Below are 19,226 nucleotides of genomic sequence, written 5' to 3'. Positions count from 1 at the left end.
TCTTAACAAAACTTTAGCTGTTTTACGCAGCCTTAATTATTTTTTCTTGTTAAAGATTAAGCTTTTTTTCAAAGATTTTGTTAACCAATAAATGAAAAAATATCATTAAAAGATATTATTTTAGTATTGCTTCACGTAATACAAGAGGCAATAAACAGTATTTTTAGCACAAAAATCACCAAAAAACATATTTTAATTATTTGATTATATTTAATCGGCATAACCTCTTTCATTAAAGAGTTTCAAATTTGTTTAGAATAAAATATTATAACTTTATTTAGTTATTACTACTTACAATTGGTTTACTTAGAGTATATTTTTTTAAAACAAGTATTATTTCAAATAAATTTTATATTTAAGCAATAATCATAAAAATAGAAATATTCTTTTGCTAGTTTTTCTGATTAAGTAAATAAGAAAGAAAAATACATCTAAGTTCATGCTATTAATATTTCTTAATGATTGCAAGTGATGGTGCGGTCTTTAAACGCTTCAAGGACAGAGTATATCTCACAACAACAAGCGAAAACAATTGACAGATAGTCAAGTTTTCAAAAATACTCTATATTTTGGAGTCTCAGCGACGTGACGGAAAATCAATTACTGTTACAACTTGACAAAATATTTCACCTAACTTAATTTAGGTAGTTATAGCAAAAAATCAGTCTATCAACAATATCTATAAATATTTTGGGGTTCTACAAATGACTTATTCAGCAAATCCCAACGGTCAAACTTCAGTAGTATTAAGTACTGAGTTGGTGAATGCTTTGAGTTCCTTGAATGTGCACGCTGGTGGATTTGGTAACACTCAAATTACGGACGGTGTGGCAATTTTCCCTATTATTGGAGGTGCTACGGATCTAGATAGTACTAGAGTTGAAGTTTCTCACAGTGGAGGATTGAGTTTTAGAGCGGGAGACACAGAAGTCAACCTCACGGACTTTGTGATTAGCAATTTGGAAGATGGGACAGTATTAACTGGATTAGTCTCAGTTAACGGGGATATTATTACTCGCGCTCCATTATTTAATTTAGAAATTGGTAGTATTGGAACCTCTGAAGATCGGGGTGGTAGCAACCTAGATATTGACAATGTCAATGTTACTCTTACAGATGTTGCAGCTAATGTTCTCAATGAGGCTTTTGGAGTTACGGCTTTTGTTCCTGACTTCAATATCGGTACTGCTAAAGTGGATGCACTTTTCGACCCCAGTAACGGTAATATTAGCGATGGTAGATTACCTATTATAGATTTTATTGACGATAGCTTACTATTTTCAGAAGCATCTCAAACCCAAGACGTACTTCCTGCAGGTAGAACTTATGTTGAGTTAAGTGACTCTCTAGTAAATGCATTGGGAGATTTGAACGTTCAGGCGACAGGGTTTGGCGGGACTCATATTTGTAATGGAGTTGCTGATTTCTTAATTACTGGTGGAGCAACCGATCTGGATAACACAGAAGTAGAAATTTTCCACAAGGGTGGTTTGACTTTTACCACTGGAGATACAGAAGTTAATTTAACAGACTTCGTTATTAATAATGTCGATAGTGAACCTGTTTTGACAGGAACAGTAATTGCAAATGATAGTTTGGTAACTCGCATTCCATTATTTGATTTAGAACTGGAGAATGTGGGCACCAAAACAAAAGGAATATTTACTAATTTAGATTTAACTGACGTCAACGTGAATCTTTCAGAGCAAGCTGCAACAGCTCTTAATGACGTATTTAGTGTAGATGCATTTAGTAGTGGATTTAATATTGGTACCGCTCAAGTAGACGCATTTGTTGTTTAAGATTTCTTCGGGATCAAACTACAGGGGATTTGGATTGATCGTGGGCGATTAGTTCATTTGTGCGATCGCAAATCCCCTACTTGAGTTTGCTAATGAGATGGAGGCATAGAACTAACTAATTTTATCATCCCAATCCCAAGTACTATTTTTATAAGGGATTGCAAGTAAGTAAGGTACAACTGAAACACTTTTCAACTGGTTTGAATCCTTTCTTCTATCTCCTTACTCCTAAATTCTGCGATTGAAAATTGTTGCTAATCTTCCTGTTTCCAAGTTCCGTGAAATCCTGGGGGAATCACCTTGGGTAGTTCTAATTTACAAACAGGTTCTATGTTCAAACGAGCAGCATCAAAAACCCAAACCTCACTACGACCGTTAGGTCCATGCTTTTCATCTGCATTGTAAACTACAGTTAAAATCCAAGCCTGAAGTGGATTTCTTTGATCGGAAACGTAAATTGGTTCCGATGGATAATGATTGTCGGGAAATACTGCTTCAGTAATAGTGTTAGTGTCATGATTCAACCGAGCAATTCCATTCAATAATTCTCGACCGATATCTGTGCCTTGTCGAGCAATAGAAAAGTAAGTATAGCGAGATTCTTTGCCAACACGAGATGGGGGAACAATCGGAAATTCACAATGACGATCTAATATCCGTTCGGTATTTATAACTTTCCCTGTGGTAGGGTTTAATGTAACTCGTGTCAGTCTACTTTCAGCAACAGTGTGAGTTTCACCTGTTGCAACTTCCTTGAGAAATTGGTTGGTTTGAAAATCCTCATAGCAAGCCATATCTACAATTAAATTATTCTCAGGATCTACAAAACCGTTGGCAAAATGCCATTGAAACCAAGATTCAGTTTCACTACGACTGACAATTTGTAAACTATGACGATCTAATACTAAAATTTGTGTTCCCAATTCAGGTTCCCACTTCAGTGCATTGCTGAAACAGCTAGAACCCATTAATACAGACTTGAAATGCAATCTAACTGGAGGTATAAAAAATACCAGATATTCACCTGCTAACACAAAATCATGCACCAAAGGTATACCCTCAAGTTGATGCTTTGCTTTTTGCAGAATTTTTCCACTAGAATCGCTTCTGTAGATATTTAAGATTGTTTTTCTACCGGGTGTAATACCAAAATTAAAAATTTCGCCCGTTGCAGCGTCAATCTTAGGATGAGCAGAATAAGACATTTCATCGCTTAATCCACCCAAATTATCTTTACCCAAAGTTGCAAGATTTTTTAAATCTAAAGCATAGGGTTCGGCACCTTCCCAAAGTGCCAAAAGTTTATCTTGAAGTGCAAGCACTGAAGTATTTGCAGAATTTTTCACAGGTCTGAGCCATTGATTCCAAAATGGCCCTGGTGCTTTCATTCCATAGTTGCTATAAAGTAATTTACCTGCTTTTGTTTCTGCTTTATAACCAGCAGTTTCAACATAACGGTAAATAGCGCTAGCACCCCCCTTTTGACCGGGAAGATTAAAATATACAGCAAGAATGGCACCGTCGCCATCAAACCAGTGCCCTACGTGAATTCCACCACGTTCTAAACGACCTGGGCCATTACGATACAGGGTTCCACACAATCCTACAGGGATTTGACCGTGACCAGATAAAATTTTTAACGGGGTGAGGGGAAATTCTTCACCCGGTTGAGCAATTGCTTTGGTCCAGGCTGCTTTTGATGAGTTTTTGTTAATGGCCTGCATCTTAATTTTATTGAGTTGGGCTATAAAAATATTAAAACTTGTGCTCTATGAAACGGAATAACTAAGGTATTAAGATTTCTAAGCCTTTTACAATTTGTTTGTTTGATGAAGGCTAACTAACGGCTATTATCAACACGTCAGACCAAATTAATTATTTTAACTGTTGTCTTAAAGTATCGCCTCACAACTTTATCACATTATTCTCTTACAACAAGAAATGTAGGATATTCAAAACTTTGGCTCCAAGATGAGAACTTTGGGTATCTGGTATGCTGCTATTGTAAGTATGATGGCATTTAAGCTGAATGGACTTAACTTCAATCACTGCATATTGGACAGCGCTGGTGTGGTTATAACAGCAGAAGCAGATATGCCTAATCGAGCTCGTTTGGGCTTACAAGCAATGCATCGACCTAATGTTCATCACTTTCCAGTGATTATATCTGCAGGGGAACCAATACCAGTTAGTTATAATACTCCTTGAGTGATTATGGAATCTTGCCAAGAACTCTGCAGAGTTTAAACACAATTATTGGCGTTGCATTAATATGGCATGACTTAAATATATCCAAAAAAATTCCCCTTATTTATCAGTAGTTTCAGCTTAGACAAATTTGGTTATCGTCCCGCAAATATGCAATGCCTAATTTTTTAGTAAATCAACACTTCTAAAAAATCGGAAGATTTTTTAAAGTAAAAAAATTAACGAAAAGCTCACAATTATCTCACATTTCATTTTTAAATTAATAGTGTGGTTGATGCTGAAATAATACAACAGGTATTTTTCACTACAACCTTAGCAAAACCGAGAATTTCGGTGATTTGAGTCTGGGGAGTGTGAATAGACTACTTGAATAATAAATGTTAAGCAGATTTAGGATAAATATTTATGGCTGATCATAAGAAAGCAGTTGATAGTAAACAAAGAGCAGAAAGAGACGGATACGATCGCAATCTTATACCTGGCGAAACTGCTGCGCGGATAGAGCGTGAAGGGGAAGGGTATAAGCAACAAGCAGAAGAAGCTGGCTTTACAGTAGACAATGAAGGTTTAGCAAATAATTATGCGGTTGAACCAGAAATGTATTACGAAGAACGTGGGGATCTTAGAGCCAAGGAAGAAGCACAAGCTGTTGAGAGAGCTAAAGAATTGGCTGATATAAATAACAATGAAGAAGACGGAAAACTTACAATGGAAGATGATAAACGTGGTAAAGGTGTAGGTTTTATTTAATCAAATAAATCCGACAAAAAGATTTGTAGCAGATAAAACGGTTCTTCCGTAGCTGTGGTGCTAAATTTTCGGACTGCAGCAATGACTTGCAATTTAACCTAAAGGGACTTCCAATTCATAATTGCTGTATAGTGAATTCGGGGTAACACGTTCAATCTCTCTAAAGCCAAATTGTACGAAGTTAAGACTCAAGCCTTGAACTGATGGGGAGTGTGGGAGGTGTGGAAAGCGTGTTATTTAGCTTAGTGCAACAATCCCCATTAATTAAACTCCCCTTCTCCCCTCTCTACTCCTATCCCCATACCTCCCTTCTAGCAAGCCTTTCAGGTTTCCTTGGTGCCATTCCCCTCTAAAGCCCATACCATTTGGGTATATTTTCAAACAAATTCGCTTTACATCAGGGTAATACCCTTGTTTTATTTCGGCGGTCGCTATTTAAAAGTTAGTAATAGTAAGAATTTGGTTGTTTTCGGAGATGTCTAATCTATTCTATTTAGCAACGCCCTCGTGCCAATAATGCCAAGCTCAAGCTTTGTTTTATTAGATTAATACTCAACAACTAGCTGCTGACTAGAAATAAAGATCTCAAATGGGTTCTATAGAAACCCGCTCTGAACTTCATAAGGTAGATCCTTGAACCGATCTCTATTTTGGGGTGAGATTAGTTTGAGTTGACCAAAATTTTAGAATCCTGAACCTTGACTTATTTCCCGGTCAAGGCGGAACTTGAGTACTGATTGAAAATTTCGTTCTACACAAATGCTTATGGCTTTCTGATTCAGAAAGTAAAGACAGGAATTCACATTCCGCACCCTAACTGTCATAAAAGTTTTTTTAAGGAGGAGTTCCGTAGATCATCCGCCATAGAGACTGGACCACTGGTGCGTTGTGCACTCATTCAGTCAACGGAGGTATCCGAGATCATATTGTATGGACACCACGCCATCTGTGACGGAATGTCCCTAAATTCCTAATTCAAGCAGTTCGTATCCACAAACTGCTTGATAAATCTGCCGTTAGTAAGAAATTAGTACTGATATACAACCAACGAAAAGCAATATTTAAAGATAGTCAAGATCTGTTTTTAATCAAACAAGTAAACCCAAGATATTTAAGATTAACTCTCCCACGGCATCATGGAAGCTTTTTACATATTTATTATATTTTTATGAACCTCCTTTTTTTCTTCGATCCAATCAGCAATTAACTCAGTTATCACGCTATTCATACTTCTCTGCTCAAGGGCACAAAGTATTTTTAATAGCAAATGTTGTTCTTTGTCTAAGTAAATTTTCAATGGCTGTGTTTTAGCTGTACACATTGGTCTGTAAAGGATTTTCATCCAAAACCCTTTATATCATATTACTTATGTATGTATACCATTTTACACTTTAATAGTCATAATGATATAGGATCATAATGATATAAAATTAGTGAGTAGTTAAAATAATGTAGTTTGCTGTATGCTCAATAAAAAATCTGATGTAAAGCAATTAAGTATAAACTTAAGCGTGCAAGAAGTAGAAAAATTAGAGAAATACTGTCAGAAAACAGGGAGACAGACCAACGATATTATTAGAGAACTAGTGCGCACCTTGCCAATAGTTGTCCCTCACAAACTTTAGAGACAGTGCGGTGTAAAAACAAATTCATAGGATTTCCAAGTTAAAGCCACAGGGTGTTCTCCATTTTCCTCATAAAGCTCAACTATCAAGTCTATCTGTTGGTATAGAGCTACACTTCCTGCTGTAAAAAGTCAATCCAGATAACAGCAACTTTTGATTAATTATCTTTCTTACGAATCGATTCGCCAACATAGCTGCACTACAAATTTTACAGTTGCGTAAAACTTCTAAAGCCTCGTTTGCTAGAGTAAGAGAAATGTTTCCCTATTTAGATTTGTGAATAATCTCAAGGTGTGTTTTCTCTTGCATATTTTGAGACCAGCAGGAACCAAAAAACCAACAGAAGTAAAATTTATGGGGTATATCTAAAACTTCCGCAGGTGATTCCATCAGAATCACCCGCTCAAATAACACATATTCAATAAGCAGGATGGGACATTACTATCATCCAAAGAAATAAAACTACAAGTAGTGCACCTATTTTGATGATTAAATATGTAAAGCTGTCTGTTATTAATAAATCTTCCATCCAATATTGCATAATTTTTACCTCCACTTTAAATACTTAGCCCAGCAATTTAAAGTACCTTTTCTAGCTTAATAAGGAGGCTTATCTTAGCTTCTGCTTATAAATATATTGTAGGTTATAAAGCTTTTATTTGGTGTGTTTTTTGAAATAAGTTTATCAAAATACTAGCTTCGGCAAATAAACCCAATCATAAAATAAACTCAAGAAAAAGTTCACAAGCAAGCTACTTTAGTAATAAGAACCTTAATATAGGAATCCGGTTTGAATATTGAAAAAATTTAAGTATTTGTAGGGTGTGTTAGACGTAAGTCGTAACGCACCAAAGCCCGACATGATGGTGCGTTACGCTTCGCTAACAGCACCCTACGTGTTTTTCAAAAATCAAATATGATTCCTATATTCCCGAAACGAATTACATAAGATTTTTATTAATTATTTTCCCAAATCCCCTGATTCGCAGTAATTCTATCGTTTCCGGAATTATAAGAACTTTCTCATCTAATCTTTATTATAAATTTATGTAATTTGACAACAATTGATAATAGGGACTTACCCGCCCCTAATAACTAAGGAGGAAATTACAAACAATACTTTCTGAGTGTTTCCATCAAGCAAAGCCGTTTTTGGGAAGGGAAATATATAAAAGTGCATATTTTGTCAACCTCATAAAGTATAGATAATCTTTGCCAAAAATTCAACTTCCTTAAACTTCAACACTGTTTGAACTGGATGAAAGTCTGAATTTTCGATTTAGCACCAATTTTTCGACTCCATCATTTGGGATTTATCATTTAGGATTAACAGTTTAATGTTCGTTATTTTACATGTAGTCCGAAAACTGAGTTTAAGTTCCGACAGAAATCTCAACAATGTTGTAGTGAAGCTTTACAGATACTGCAAAATTCAAGAAATACCCGCTTAGACACAAGATAAAAAGATAATGAGATCAATACCCCCATGGCTGCGATTTTTAACTGGTATCCGATCCCGGATATTGTTGTGGTATTTTCTTTTAAGTGTTTCAGCAACTTTGTGCTCTATCTATTTGACGCGACAAATATATTCGGATCGTATTGAAGTTAAAGCTGAAGCATCTCTGTTGCAGGAGATAGAGAGATTTAAACTACTAGCAAAAAAATATCAGAACCAAGAAACTAAAGGAGTTTTTGACAAATTTTTGTCCAGTTATGTTCCTAGTCGCAATCAATACTTCATCACACTAGTTAAAGATCGGATTTATAAATCTAAGCCAGAAATACCAGAGCATGTATTTTCATCTCATCCCGGCTTAAAAGATAAATGGATAAATCTCGAAAACATCAAAAGTGACAAGGTATATAACCGAAGATCGAGAGTGATTTACGCCGCAGACCCAGTTCGGATAGATAATCAAGATGCTACAGTTGTTGCTCTCTACGACACAACCACTGATTACCAAGCAGGAACGGGAGCTATTTTCTTGGTAATGCAAGTTATGACAGTTGTTTTAGGATTTTTCTTCTTGCTAGCCTGGATCAGTACTGGGCGTCTATTATCTCCGCTGCGCTTATTAAAGAAAACTGCCCAAAGTATTACTGAGTCAGATATGACGCAGCGCATTGCGGTAGAAGGTGTAGATGAGATTGCTGAATTAACTGTGACATTTAACGAAATGTTGGATCGTTTACAGTTTGCTTTTGATAGTCAGCAAAGATTTCTTAAAGATGTATCTCACGAGTTAAGAACTCCAATTACTGTCATTGGAGGACACTTAGAGATCCTCAATTATCGACCTCAAGAACAAAATGAAACCATTGCTTTGGTGATGGATGAGTTGGATCGCATGAGTCGTTTAGTAAATGATTTACTACTATTAGCGAAAGCCGAAAGATTTGATTTTCTCAGGTGCAAACCAGAAGAGCTAGATTGGTTTACAGAGGAAGTGTATTTAAAAGCAAGAACTTTAGCAAATCGGAATTGGTGTTTGGAATCTAAAGGATTAAGTCCAATAGTAGTTGACCGTCAGCGCCTAACTCAGGCAATAATGAATTTGGTAGAAAATGCAGTAAGGCATACCAAAGATGGGGACAAAATTACTATTGGTTCTTGCGTACGTGACTCTCGTGTGTATTTTTGGGTCAAGGATAATGGAGAAGGAATTGCATTAGAAGACCGAAAACGTATATTCGAGCGTTTTGTGAGAGCGACTAATCGTGATTGTCAGTTTGAAGGAACCGGTTTAGGGCTTTCAATCGTCCAAGCTATAGTCCAAGCACATGGTGGTTCTATAAATTTAGAAAGTGATGTTGGTAATGGCTCGAGTTTTACGATTGTAATTCCTTTAGCGTTTAGTGCCCCCAGTGTCCTAAGTTATGGTTAACCAGTACTGAATGCTTTGATAACTAATCTTGAAAATATGTAACCTATAGAGTTAATGTCCTATAGGTTTATAGCTAAAATTCACGCTTCTTTATGGTATTCAAGATTACCCCATAACTATAGTGAGATGCTCTGGATACCGATCGCAAGTGTAATTAGGAGAGCTAAATAGTTTAAACCAGAAAGAATAATGTCAACACTAATGAGTAATTTCCAACTTTAATGCCTGTCACCATGCATATTACGCTTTACTTTGCTAACCCGATTGTGGCTTAACTCACCCCTACTCATACATCTCAAACACTAACTCTTCTCTAATTATTACTCATTACCAATAACTTAAAACTGTACAATCCAAATCTCATGAATCGGATTTTAATTGCTGAAGATAATCCCCGCATCACCGCTTTTTTGGAAACAGGCTTAAAAGAGCACGGTTTCACAACTGCAATTGTTGGAACAGGACAAGAAGCCACAGAGTTGGCTTTAAATGAAAATTTTGACTTACTGATTTTAGATTTAGGACTTCCCGACCGAGATGGGTTAGATGTTCTATTTGAATTGCGAGGACAAGGAGAAAGTTTACCAATAATTGTTTTGACGGCGCGAGATGCTTTGGATGATACCATCGCCGGGCTGGAAGGAGGAGCTGATGATTATATGACGAAGCCATTCCGTTTTGAAGAATTACTTGCGCGAATGCGCGTACAACTCCGAAATCGACAAGTACCATCCTCAAAACAAGACACAATTTTGACAGTTGGACGTGCAAAGTTAGATTTATTGAGCCGCCAAGTTTGGGTTGGGGAACGCTCAATCGAACTTTCTGCGCGTGAATTCTTACTATTGGAAGTATTGATGCGTCACCCCAAACAAGTTATGACCAGGGAACAACTTCTTGCTCGAATTTGGGGCTATGATTATGACCCTGGGACTAACATTGTTAATGTTTACGTAGGTTATTTACGACGAAAATTAGGAGAAAATATGATAGAGACAGTTAGGGGAATAGGTTATCGTTTTCAAGCTCAGTAATAGTTATATCCCTGGTGAAAGGTAAAACACTAGAGGCTCTCTCTAATCTCAGAAAAACAATTTTTGGAGTAGGGCCTCTGTTATATTTGTTAGTTTTGCTAACTCCTGTGAAACACACAACATAATTCATAAAAGCTTAGAAAAGTTTAGAAAATTATATTAATATCGAATATTGCAGATGTTACATTCATAGCAAGTATGAACGTGAGAAAACTGCATATATAATCATGCTCGCCTACAAAAAAAAATTAAATAAAAAACAATTACAAATAAAAGTAGTACAAAGCTTTGAGGAACTCAATTTTCATGCAAACAAGTGGAATCAGCTAACCTTTGAAGCACCTCAACAATTACCAATGTCATCAATTGCTTGGGTTTCATCATATTTTGAACATTATTTAGAAGATGATGAATCGTGGGCATGTTTATTTGCTTATGATGGAGATGAGTTAGTGGGTGTAATGCCACTGGTTATCAAATTGCGTCGTTTGCTTGGATTCAAATTTGCTTTATTAGGTACCCATAGATCTGCACAAACATGCTCAATTGACCTTTTAACAAAACAGGGAGAGGAAAATATAGTCATTCCATTTCTGATTGATGCTGCAATTGAATATTTTCCCTACCAAGTTGGAATAATCTTCGACCGATTACCAGAAAATTCCCCAACTATTGGTGTTTTAGAAAAATTATCGGGATTTACTCTAACTGAAGAATTGGATAGTGTGGGAGCTTTTTTAAGAATTAGAGATAACTTTGCCGAATATCGAGGTAGCTTGAGCGGTAATTTTAGAAGCAACCTCAATAAAGCTTCCAAAAAACTCCATAAGTTACCAGATGTGAAGTTTAGCTTTCTGAGTGAGAACAAAGCAACAGCAGAATATTTAACTCAGCTGATAGAGGTGGAAGCTAAAAGTTGGAAAAAAGATGCAGGTACAGCAATAATCGACAGCCCAACCGCCATTGCATTTTATCAAAGTCTCACCCAGAGATTGTCAAATGCCGGTTTCTTAGAATGGCACATATTAGAAGCTGAAGGTAAAACAATTGCAATCAACTTAGCAGTTCGTTTGAAACGTTTGATTCTAATTTGGAAATTAGCTTACGATCCTGCTTATTCTAAATGTTCACCTGGGAGTATGCTTTTAGAAGAAGCTGTCAAATTAGCATGTGAGTCTGAAGATATTGACGAAATTAATTTAATGACAGACCATTCCTGGTACGACAATTGGAAAATGGAAAAACGACTATACTATAATCTCAGATTATATTCTCACAAACCAATCCCATTTATTTTTGGATATTTGACTACATCTACATACCAGATTATACGCTCTTGTAAGTATAAATTATTAAGTCTGAGTAGGAAAATATTTAGTTTTTCCCAATCATAGGGTGAGTTTTTTACTCATTTCTAATTCAACCATTGGACTATTAGAGTAATAATTCGATTAATAACAAGATATCGCCCCCTGAATCTCGCTAATTGGTATAATCTAGAGAGTTTATTAGAGGGCGAAATTATATTTTTCAGTCAAATATTTTTTATTTCGTTTTACCTTGAACTTTTGCTTGTTCTAGAGCTATTTCTTTCATAGCTTGATAGGAAGTAAGATTAGCATTACCTTCTATCGCCTTAACAGCCAAATCTTGTACTTGCTGAAGTGCTGATTCTAATTGTTCGGAAAGATTTACAATTCGTTCTTGCTGATTACTAATAGTATTTTCTAAAGATTGTAATCTTTGTTCGTAAAAGTTCTTTTGTCCTTCGACTTCTGTAGCATACAAATCTGATTTTACCCTAGCCTGATACTGAGCAATACCTTTACCTAACTCAGTTGCTTTTTTGATTGCAGCTTGTTTCTCGCTGGGAAATGCTTCTACTTTACTTTTATATTCTTCAAATTCTTTTTCTTGCTCAGAAATTGTATTTTCCCTCTCTTCCCACGTTTTTTCTGATTCCTGTTGTAATTCTTCTAATTCCTGATATGAATACGCTTGCTGTTGCTCGTATTCTTCTTTTTCTAACGTGCGCTGAATATCTAAGTTATACTTGTATTCAGAATCATCTCTGCGACGGTTCCTATTAAGACTATTATTACGCTCTTGAACTGTGACATTATGTTCGTCTTGCTCTTTATTCCAAGTATTTTTCTCAGCTTCTATTTCTTCTAACAGTCTTTCTGATAATTGGGAAAATTCTTCCTGATAAGATTTAGAATTATTATTATATGACTGAATCAGACTATCTAAGGTATTTTCTGTAACTGTCAAATTATAGAGTTGTTTTAATTCTTGTAATTCATTTTCTACAGCTTCCTGAATTTCTCCTAAATTAGATGCTTTTTTTGTTAACCTATCTGATAACTCATTAATCGCACTACCGAATCCTAATTGAATCTTACTTAAACTTTCAATTGTAGAATTCATTTTTTGTTGAGCTTCGGTTGATTGATTAGTTTTTGAGTTTTTCACTGGTACTTCGTTCGAGATTGGGGTATTGATATTATTAGCTTTACTAACTTGTAATTTCTGCTCGTATTCAGCTTTTAATAAAGCTTTTTCTTTTGCTAATTCATTATAAGCCTGAAGAATTTCTGCTTTAGTATTTTTTTGATTAGGTTTTTTTGCTACCATAATAAAACTCCTCATAATTTGTGGAATAATTTATTTGTGGAATAATTAGTAAAAGGTATATTTCCACCGCTTCCCAGGAAAAATCAAATAATAATTATTATTTTGCAGAGTTGGAATTACCAAAAGCTCTCATTGCTAAATCTTGTGCTTGTTGGAGAGTTGATTGAAGTTGATTGGAAATACTTTCAATTTGCTCTGATTGTTTGTTAATGGTTTCTTCTAAAGACTGAATTTTTAATTCGTAACTTTGTTTACTTGCTTCCCACTCTTTTTCAAATAAATCAGCTTGTACTTTTGCTTTTTGAGCAGTTTCTTTTATTGCTTCTTCTTTAGCTTTTTTAAATGCTGCATCTAATTCGCCTGGGAAACCTGAAGCTTTTTGTTTGTGTTCTTGTAATAAATTTTGATTATCTTGCAAAAATTTCTCTCTTTCTTGCCATTTTTTTTCTTTCTCTTGAGTTGTATATTGAATTTGTCTTTCTACATTACGTTTTTTACTCTCGTAGGTATCTGAATCTATTTTGTGAGTATTTTGTAATTTATATTGATATTCTTCTTCTTGCTGCTGTCTTTGCTTTCTTAATGACTCATTATACGTAATTACAGCTTCTTCAAATTCTGTCTGCTCTTTTTCCCATTCTTTGCGGGTTTGAGTAATTTCTTTTTCAAGTATTTCTCGCTTAGATTGAATATCTGCTTCTAAGATCGCTAACTTTTCTTGGTGTTCTTTAGTCAGTAAATCTAAAATATCAGCTACAACTCTGATTTTTTGCAGTTCTTGTAAATATTGATTTTCAATTTCAATTGCTTTTTCGAGTTGATCTAATTTAGAATTTTCTGTTACTAACTTTTCCGATAAGGAACTGATAATACTGCCAAACTCTAACTGTAGGTCAGCTAAACTGGTGATAATACTATCAACTGTGTACGCAGAAGCGGCTTCTAAAACTTCTTGATTTTTTTGCTTTGCAGCTTCTTCCTGTTTTGTTGCAATTTTTGATTCCAGACTTTGTCTTTCGTTAATTATTTGCTCAAACGCTTGTATCAACTGTTGCTTGTTTCTCGTTTCCACAGCTGTTGTCATATTCTAACTCCTGTTAATAAATATTTAAGTCATTCTTAGGCAATCGCCTCAAAACTTACCCGATGCTGAAATCGAGTTGGCTTTGACATCAAAACCCTTGACGTAAAATAGTACTTATGTACTAAAAATAGTCTAATCGAATCTGCTTTCTCTTGTCAAGGAAAAAGTTCAAGAATAACTATACGAGCTATTAAGCTTTCCTGAGGTGAATTAACAGGGATTAAGTATATTACAAATCAAACCAATGAATAAATTTTGGCAAAGAATGCTTCAAAATCGATAAACATAGGGTTTGCGTATAATAGCATACATGTTAGCTTGCAGAATTTATGAGTGAAATATTCTTTAAACCTAGCTTTCAGATACAAATATTAATGTTTAAGTATTATTGCAAATTCACCTATTTATGGCATAAGTTCTTTTGCACAACAACTAACATACCGTAAACATATAGAAATCAAAAAAATGCTGTGAACAAACACATTAAGTTTGCGACATTTATCACTCCTGTTCTCCTTTACATTAGCCACTTATTAGTACCAGCCTCTGCAAATGCAGATGAATTCAACTGTTTCCAAGTTGGGAATTGTACTCCACCGGCACTGTCTGACTCCCAGCAATGTGTTGAAGGTACAGACTACACAATTAGTAGTGTTAATATTCCCAACCGGAATGTTGTTGTTCTGTCTATTCATGGTGGCAAGATTGAATTGAAGACTAGTAATATCTCTAACGATCTTGCTAATCTTTACAACTGGAATCGGTATGATTTCAATGGTCATGGTAGTTCTAGTTGTTTAGATGGACTTAGCCAATTCAAGCGTCTTCACATTACTTCAAGTAATTTTGATGATCCTCAAGCTCTTGGACTAGTGCAGTCTCATCCCAAGTCTGTCTCTATTCATGGCTATGGTGATCATCGCGGTTATTCCAATGGCACTATTTGTGTTGGAGGGAAAAATACGGCTCAGAGATCGGCTTTTATTGACTATATTGCAAATAACCAAAGTACTTTCAGCCATTACACATTACAAGGAATTGATGCGACACAAGCTCAATCCGGAGAAGTTTGTGAAGGATTATAAGGTACATCATCTCAAAATATTGTCAATAAGAATACAAATGGTATGGGTCTCCAACTGGAATTTAGCAAAACCATGCGCAGGGACTTAGCTAATAACAGTTCTACCTACAATGAATTACGTAATATTGTTTATGGTGCAATTAACCACGCGATGAGTCAGTAGGCTCTTGTATATGGTTGATTAGTTTCGTATACGTTCTAGTCTTTTTAGTTAGCTTAGTCCTTGTTGACACAGCGTATTTATTCGCTAAAGTGCTTTGTGCTTTACTTGCTGGAATGCTATTTGACATCTGGGAGAATCATAGGGCTGCTAACAGAGCATTAGATTGAAGTCCCCCAGGTAAAAAAAGAGTTAATATGATATCTCTTTAATGGTGACTTTAGATGGGTAGGCTCAGTTCATAGTTGCACTAATTGTTATATCAAGCTTTTAAGACTTGAGTTGTAGGTATGTTTTATGACGATTTCAGATTACAAGCTTAAACATTACTGCTCTTTTTTATAATTCCCCGGAGTAGTTCCCACCAAACGCTTAAAATGTAAGGCGAAATGACTTTGATCATAAAAACCTATTTCAGAAGCGATCATTACAATTGGTTTTCCTTGAGCAAGTAACTTTTTTGCCTGATCTATCCGAATCTGCATCTGGTAAGCACTTAAAGATACTCCCATCCCCCTGCTAAAGGAACGACTAAGGTAGTAGCTACTCAAGCCTGCAATATTGGCTAATTCCTTTAATGATAAGTTGTCAGCATAGTGACATTGAATAAAGTCCCGAACTCTAGCGATCGCAGGTTTGACAATTTTGGGTATTTGTATTGAAGGGCGTTCTTGAGCGTGAAGAATAATTAAGGACGCAAATAAATCTAAAATTAGAGAATCTCTTTCGAGCTTAGTTAATCTTTTGGTTTCGGGAATATACAATTCTTGAAACATACTGATGATTTGGCGATCGCGGATTGATACTTGAGGGAAAAAAGGGAAACTAACTCGTTTACAAGCTATTTCTGATGTAATAGTTTTTAATAAATTAGAATCAACATGCATCATTAAAAATGATACAGGTGTTGGTAAACTATTTCTTTGACTAGGGGAATGGACTTCTCCAGAATGAATAATACTGAGGCTACCAATAGGTATAGGATTATAACTGCCTCTATAGTAGTATTCTCCTTGACAATTAAAGCTTAACCCTAACTGATATTCGTCATGGGAGTGCTTCGGAAGGGGTTCTACAGTTCCCGAAGTATAATCGTATTTCTCCAGAAGAATTCCTGGACTTTGCCATGCTTTGACAGTAATTTTCGACTGAGTTCTCATCTATCCTTTCTAAATCTAAAGAGGGATGCAACTATAGGATTTTTATATTCCATATTGAGCATCCCTCACTAAGCTTTTATTATTACATTGTCTGTTGTTTAAGCTTTTCTCACAAAAATATAAACATTGATGTCTGATACCGTCAAAACCTGCAGTATTGCTTTTCAAGCACTCAATAAAAGTACTTGCACCTTCTGTACATCTAAACAAGAGATATTCGTTGATATCATCGAGAGTCAATATTTTTTTAGTGCATCATTGTCGTGACTTTCCTCACACAAATAAACACCATGGAGTAGTTCTATTACTTGTAGGTGATCATTAATCGATAAGGTTTCAGGAGATACAGATCTTGGATCGCAAGAACCTTTTGGTAAGTTGGTTATATCGTGAAATGACATATCTTCTGAAACTTGACACTATCTAGCAGATAGCACAATAGCTTTCGAGAAGGATAATACCTTAATTCCGCAATATTCATTAGCCTACTTACTATCTAACACCCGAATTACAGCTTTACCAGTAAACTTACGTTGGAGAAATTCTGCAGCAATTTTTCCAGCCTCTTCCCAAGTACCTTCTCTACCAATATGAGTTTTTAGTTTTCCCTGTTCTACTAATTTTAAAAGACGAGTTAAACCAGAACTTGCAGTTTCAAATTCTACCTCTGTATAGAGTGCCAAACCGTAGAGAGTATGCTGTCCGCCGTTCATATGCATTGATGAGGTAGACAATGTAGTTTCATCGCCACCTGTTGAACCATAAGTAACAATGGTTCCTCCTTTCGCAACAAATTTGGTTAAGTTACCGAGAAGTTCACCACCAACACCATCCACAATTAAACGATAAGGTGCAAACTGTTTTGCTGCTTCACCATTGCTTGTAATAATTACATTATCTGCGCCGAAACTGCTAACAAAATCTACTTGCTCTGGTTTGCGGACTTGAGCGATCACCTCTGCTCCCATTAATTTTGCTAATTGAATCGCAAATAAACCAACACCGCCGGTTGCACCAGTACAAAGCACTTTACTTCCCAGTAGTCTTGTCCCCTTTTCCAGACAATGAAGTGCAGTTAAAGCTGCAACGGGTAATGTCGCAGCTACATCATCAGAGACACCATCAGGGATGGGAGCCAAAAAATTACTGGGAATCGCCACATATTCAGCCCAACCATCCATACGAGTACAAAAACCTACAACTTTAGTTCCAACTTGTGGACCACTACCGTCAATTGCAGCTTCTTCAATAGTACCAGCTACATCCCAACCAATAGACTTTCCAGCATATTCATTTCTTTGAGCAAAACTAATTTCTCCACGATTCATAGAAAAAGTAGTCACGCGGACAAGACATTCATTTGGTAGAGATTTGGGTATTTGCGCTTCTGTAAATTCTAGACCACCTGTTGCATTTGGGGAGCCAATAAGTTTACGCATTATTATATTTGTTGAAGGTTAGACTTGATTACTGAACTGTATGTTTTCAGATCGCCCCTGTTTATAAGCAAAATAAGTGAAGGAATTAAGTCCTATTGGGGTTAAACCAAGTTAGACAAACTGAGAGCACGTTATATTCATCGAAAACTATAATACCAATTCTCTATGAAGATGCATATAATAATGCTTCATAAAATAGAGCTTCAAGGATAAAATCATAGCTTGTCAAAGAAGAGATTAACTCAGAAGACATTTGAGTTAACTCGTTTTGAACTCGTTGACGTAGTTGTTGTAAATCAGAAAAACTTTCACCCTTGAACTGGTGTTTAATGAACTGCCATAATCGCTCAATTGGATTGAGTTGAGGGCTATGAGCAGGTTGAAAGATAGGAATGATATTTTCAGGCCAAGACAGTGCCAAAGCTTGATGTGCTCCGGCTTGATCCATTTGCATCATTGCCATGTCATCAACCAGTTCCCGGGATAAAGCGTCAAGGAATTTCTGAAAATTCTCACTATTGAGATGAGGATGTTCCTGACAAAAATTCCATCCTGTCAATGGTTCTACTACTCCATAGAGCCAGAATGCCTCTCTTGGCCATTGTACGGAAACTATGGGTTTCACGCCGCGAGCCGTAATCACTCGGCCAGTTTCCGTTTTTAACCCTAGTCTGGTCTCATCTTGACAGAGATAACGCAATCGCTTTCCTTTACCTAAGAGATTTTGCAAGCTGGCAAAGGCGTGGGGAATGTTTTTTTAAACAAATTCACGGCTTTCTCATCCTGTTGTTTACTTACAGGTCGAGGAATTTTAAGTTTCGCTTTAAGTTGATAGCGTACTACACGATAGACTGTCTTATATTTGACTTCTGTATTGCATTCCTGCTTTAGCCACTCTACAATTTCTCCATAGCTACTGAATCCTTGAGGCGATCGCAATCTCTCTATTAGTCTTTGCAGCACCTCTCCTTGAATTTTTGCAACTGCCCCAGGAGAAGTTTTTTTAAGAAGCAGATTTTCTAGTCCTCCTTGTCGATATCTTTGCAACCAGCGTGTCACAGTTGAGTCATCTCTCCCCAGCCTTTGACTTAATTCCTTATGCTGTGACACTTGTCCTGTTTTAACCCACCACAGCATTTGCAACCGCTCTTTTTCAAAAGCTGTGCGAGCTTTCTTTAGACTTTTGGACAGATATTCAGCACTCTCGCTTACTTCCAAGTTGAAGGGACGCCCCATTGTTCGCTTTTGCTTCTTTTATTTCTTCATTCTTTATTCTACAGTTATATGCAACTTCACATAGAGTTGGTATTACAGCAGAAGATTACTCAATTGAGTCATTCATGCTTTTGAAAAAA

General features: G+C 36.1%; 16 protein-coding genes and 1 pseudogene. 8 read left to right on the top strand and 9 right to left on the bottom strand.

Annotation, left to right across the window (positions count from 1 at the left end; genetic code table 11):
- The first annotated feature begins 704 nt into the window (after positions 1 to 704).
- Positions 705 to 1,802, top strand: a complete 1,098-nt coding sequence (locus BC008_RS35210) for a hypothetical protein (protein ID WP_027845969.1) — start codon at positions 705 to 707, stop codon at positions 1,800 to 1,802.
- Between the two features lie 254 nt (positions 1,803 to 2,056).
- Here BC008_RS35210 and BC008_RS35205 read toward each other — a convergent pair whose 3' ends face one another.
- The gene (locus tag BC008_RS35205) at positions 2,057 to 3,526 is read right to left on the bottom strand and encodes a carotenoid oxygenase family protein (RefSeq protein WP_027845968.1); all 1,470 of its coding nucleotides are present in this window, start codon (positions 3,524 to 3,526) and stop codon (positions 2,057 to 2,059) included.
- A 247-nt stretch (positions 3,527 to 3,773) separates the two neighbouring features.
- Between BC008_RS35205 and BC008_RS35200 the strand changes: the two genes are divergently transcribed.
- On the top strand, positions 3,774 to 4,010 hold the full coding sequence (locus BC008_RS35200; RefSeq protein ID WP_058183357.1) for a hypothetical protein: 237 nt from the start codon (positions 3,774 to 3,776) through the stop codon (positions 4,008 to 4,010).
- A 405-nt stretch (positions 4,011 to 4,415) separates the two neighbouring features.
- Positions 4,416 to 4,760 (top strand): hypothetical protein, encoded by a 345-nt coding sequence (locus BC008_RS35195; protein WP_058183358.1) that lies wholly within the window; start codon positions 4,416 to 4,418, stop codon positions 4,758 to 4,760.
- Between the two features lie 1,147 nt (positions 4,761 to 5,907).
- Here BC008_RS35195 and BC008_RS52835 read toward each other — a convergent pair.
- Positions 5,908 to 6,102, bottom strand: a complete 195-nt coding sequence (locus BC008_RS52835) for a plasmid partition protein ParG (protein ID WP_036266720.1) — start codon at positions 6,100 to 6,102, stop codon at positions 5,908 to 5,910.
- Positions 6,103 to 6,223: 121 nt separating this feature from the next.
- Here BC008_RS52835 and BC008_RS47035 point away from each other — a divergent pair, with 121 nt between their 5' ends.
- The 4 genes from BC008_RS47035 (at position 6,224) to BC008_RS35180 (ending at position 11,701) form a co-directional block, all read left to right on the top strand.
- Positions 6,224 to 6,385 carry a ribbon-helix-helix protein, CopG family gene (locus tag BC008_RS47035; protein WP_072207696.1) on the top strand — a complete coding sequence of 54 codons (162 nt, stop codon included), beginning with the start codon at positions 6,224 to 6,226 and terminating at the stop codon, positions 6,383 to 6,385.
- A gap of 1,469 nt (positions 6,386 to 7,854) precedes the next feature.
- Positions 7,855 to 9,273, top strand: coding sequence for a sensor histidine kinase (locus BC008_RS35190; protein WP_058183359.1), 1,419 nt, complete (start codon positions 7,855 to 7,857; stop codon positions 9,271 to 9,273).
- Positions 9,274 to 9,635: 362 nt separating this feature from the next.
- Positions 9,636 to 10,307 carry a response regulator transcription factor gene (locus BC008_RS35185; protein WP_027844883.1) on the top strand — a complete coding sequence of 224 codons (672 nt, stop codon included), beginning with the start codon at positions 9,636 to 9,638 and terminating at the stop codon, positions 10,305 to 10,307.
- Between the two features lie 227 nt (positions 10,308 to 10,534).
- Entirely contained in the window at positions 10,535 to 11,701 is a 1,167-nt protein-coding gene (locus BC008_RS35180; protein WP_027844882.1) for a GNAT family N-acetyltransferase, read from the top strand.
- Between the two features lie 151 nt (positions 11,702 to 11,852).
- Here BC008_RS35180 and BC008_RS35175 read toward each other — a convergent pair whose 3' ends face one another.
- Both BC008_RS35175 and BC008_RS35170 read right to left on the bottom strand, forming a co-directional pair.
- Entirely contained in the window at positions 11,853 to 12,944 is a 1,092-nt protein-coding gene (locus tag BC008_RS35175; RefSeq protein ID WP_027844881.1) for a hypothetical protein, read from the bottom strand.
- Between the two features lie 97 nt (positions 12,945 to 13,041).
- Complete coding sequence (locus BC008_RS35170; RefSeq protein ID WP_027844880.1) at positions 13,042 to 14,028, bottom strand: coiled-coil domain-containing protein; 987 nt, start codon at positions 14,026 to 14,028, stop codon at positions 13,042 to 13,044.
- Positions 14,029 to 14,498: 470 nt separating this feature from the next.
- Between BC008_RS35170 and BC008_RS35165 the strand changes: the two are divergent.
- Positions 14,499 to 15,275, top strand: a pseudogene (locus BC008_RS35165) (poly-gamma-glutamate hydrolase family protein).
- A gap of 323 nt (positions 15,276 to 15,598) precedes the next feature.
- Here the strand turns inward: BC008_RS35165 and BC008_RS35160 are convergent.
- The 5 genes from BC008_RS35160 to BC008_RS50855 form a co-directional block, all read right to left on the bottom strand.
- Positions 15,599 to 16,432, bottom strand: coding sequence for a helix-turn-helix domain-containing protein (locus BC008_RS35160; protein WP_058183360.1), 834 nt, complete (start codon positions 16,430 to 16,432; stop codon positions 15,599 to 15,601).
- Between the two features lie 236 nt (positions 16,433 to 16,668).
- Positions 16,669 to 16,833, bottom strand: coding sequence for a hypothetical protein (locus BC008_RS49940; RefSeq protein ID WP_161938085.1), 165 nt, complete (start codon positions 16,831 to 16,833; stop codon positions 16,669 to 16,671).
- 84 nt (positions 16,834 to 16,917) lie between these two features.
- A complete protein-coding gene (locus tag BC008_RS35155; protein WP_027844878.1) occupies positions 16,918 to 17,871 on the bottom strand; it encodes a zinc-binding dehydrogenase in 954 nt (317 codons plus the stop codon).
- A 163-nt stretch (positions 17,872 to 18,034) separates the two neighbouring features.
- Positions 18,035 to 18,601, bottom strand: a complete 567-nt coding sequence (locus tag BC008_RS50860; RefSeq protein WP_201026210.1) for an IS630 family transposase — start codon at positions 18,599 to 18,601, stop codon at positions 18,035 to 18,037.
- Complete coding sequence (locus tag BC008_RS50855; RefSeq protein WP_058184334.1) at positions 18,586 to 19,107, bottom strand: helix-turn-helix domain-containing protein; 522 nt, start codon at positions 19,105 to 19,107, stop codon at positions 18,586 to 18,588. Before BC008_RS50855 ends, BC008_RS50860 begins: the two co-directional genes overlap by 16 nt.
- Positions 19,108 to 19,226 lie beyond the last annotated feature (119 nt).

The sequence above is a fragment of the Mastigocoleus testarum BC008 genome (assembly GCF_001456025.1).
GTDB lineage: Bacteria > Cyanobacteriota > Cyanobacteriia > Cyanobacteriales > Nostocaceae > Mastigocoleus > Mastigocoleus testarum.
Note: the sequence above shows the minus strand (reverse complement) of the source record. Positions and strands in the feature narration are given on the sequence as shown.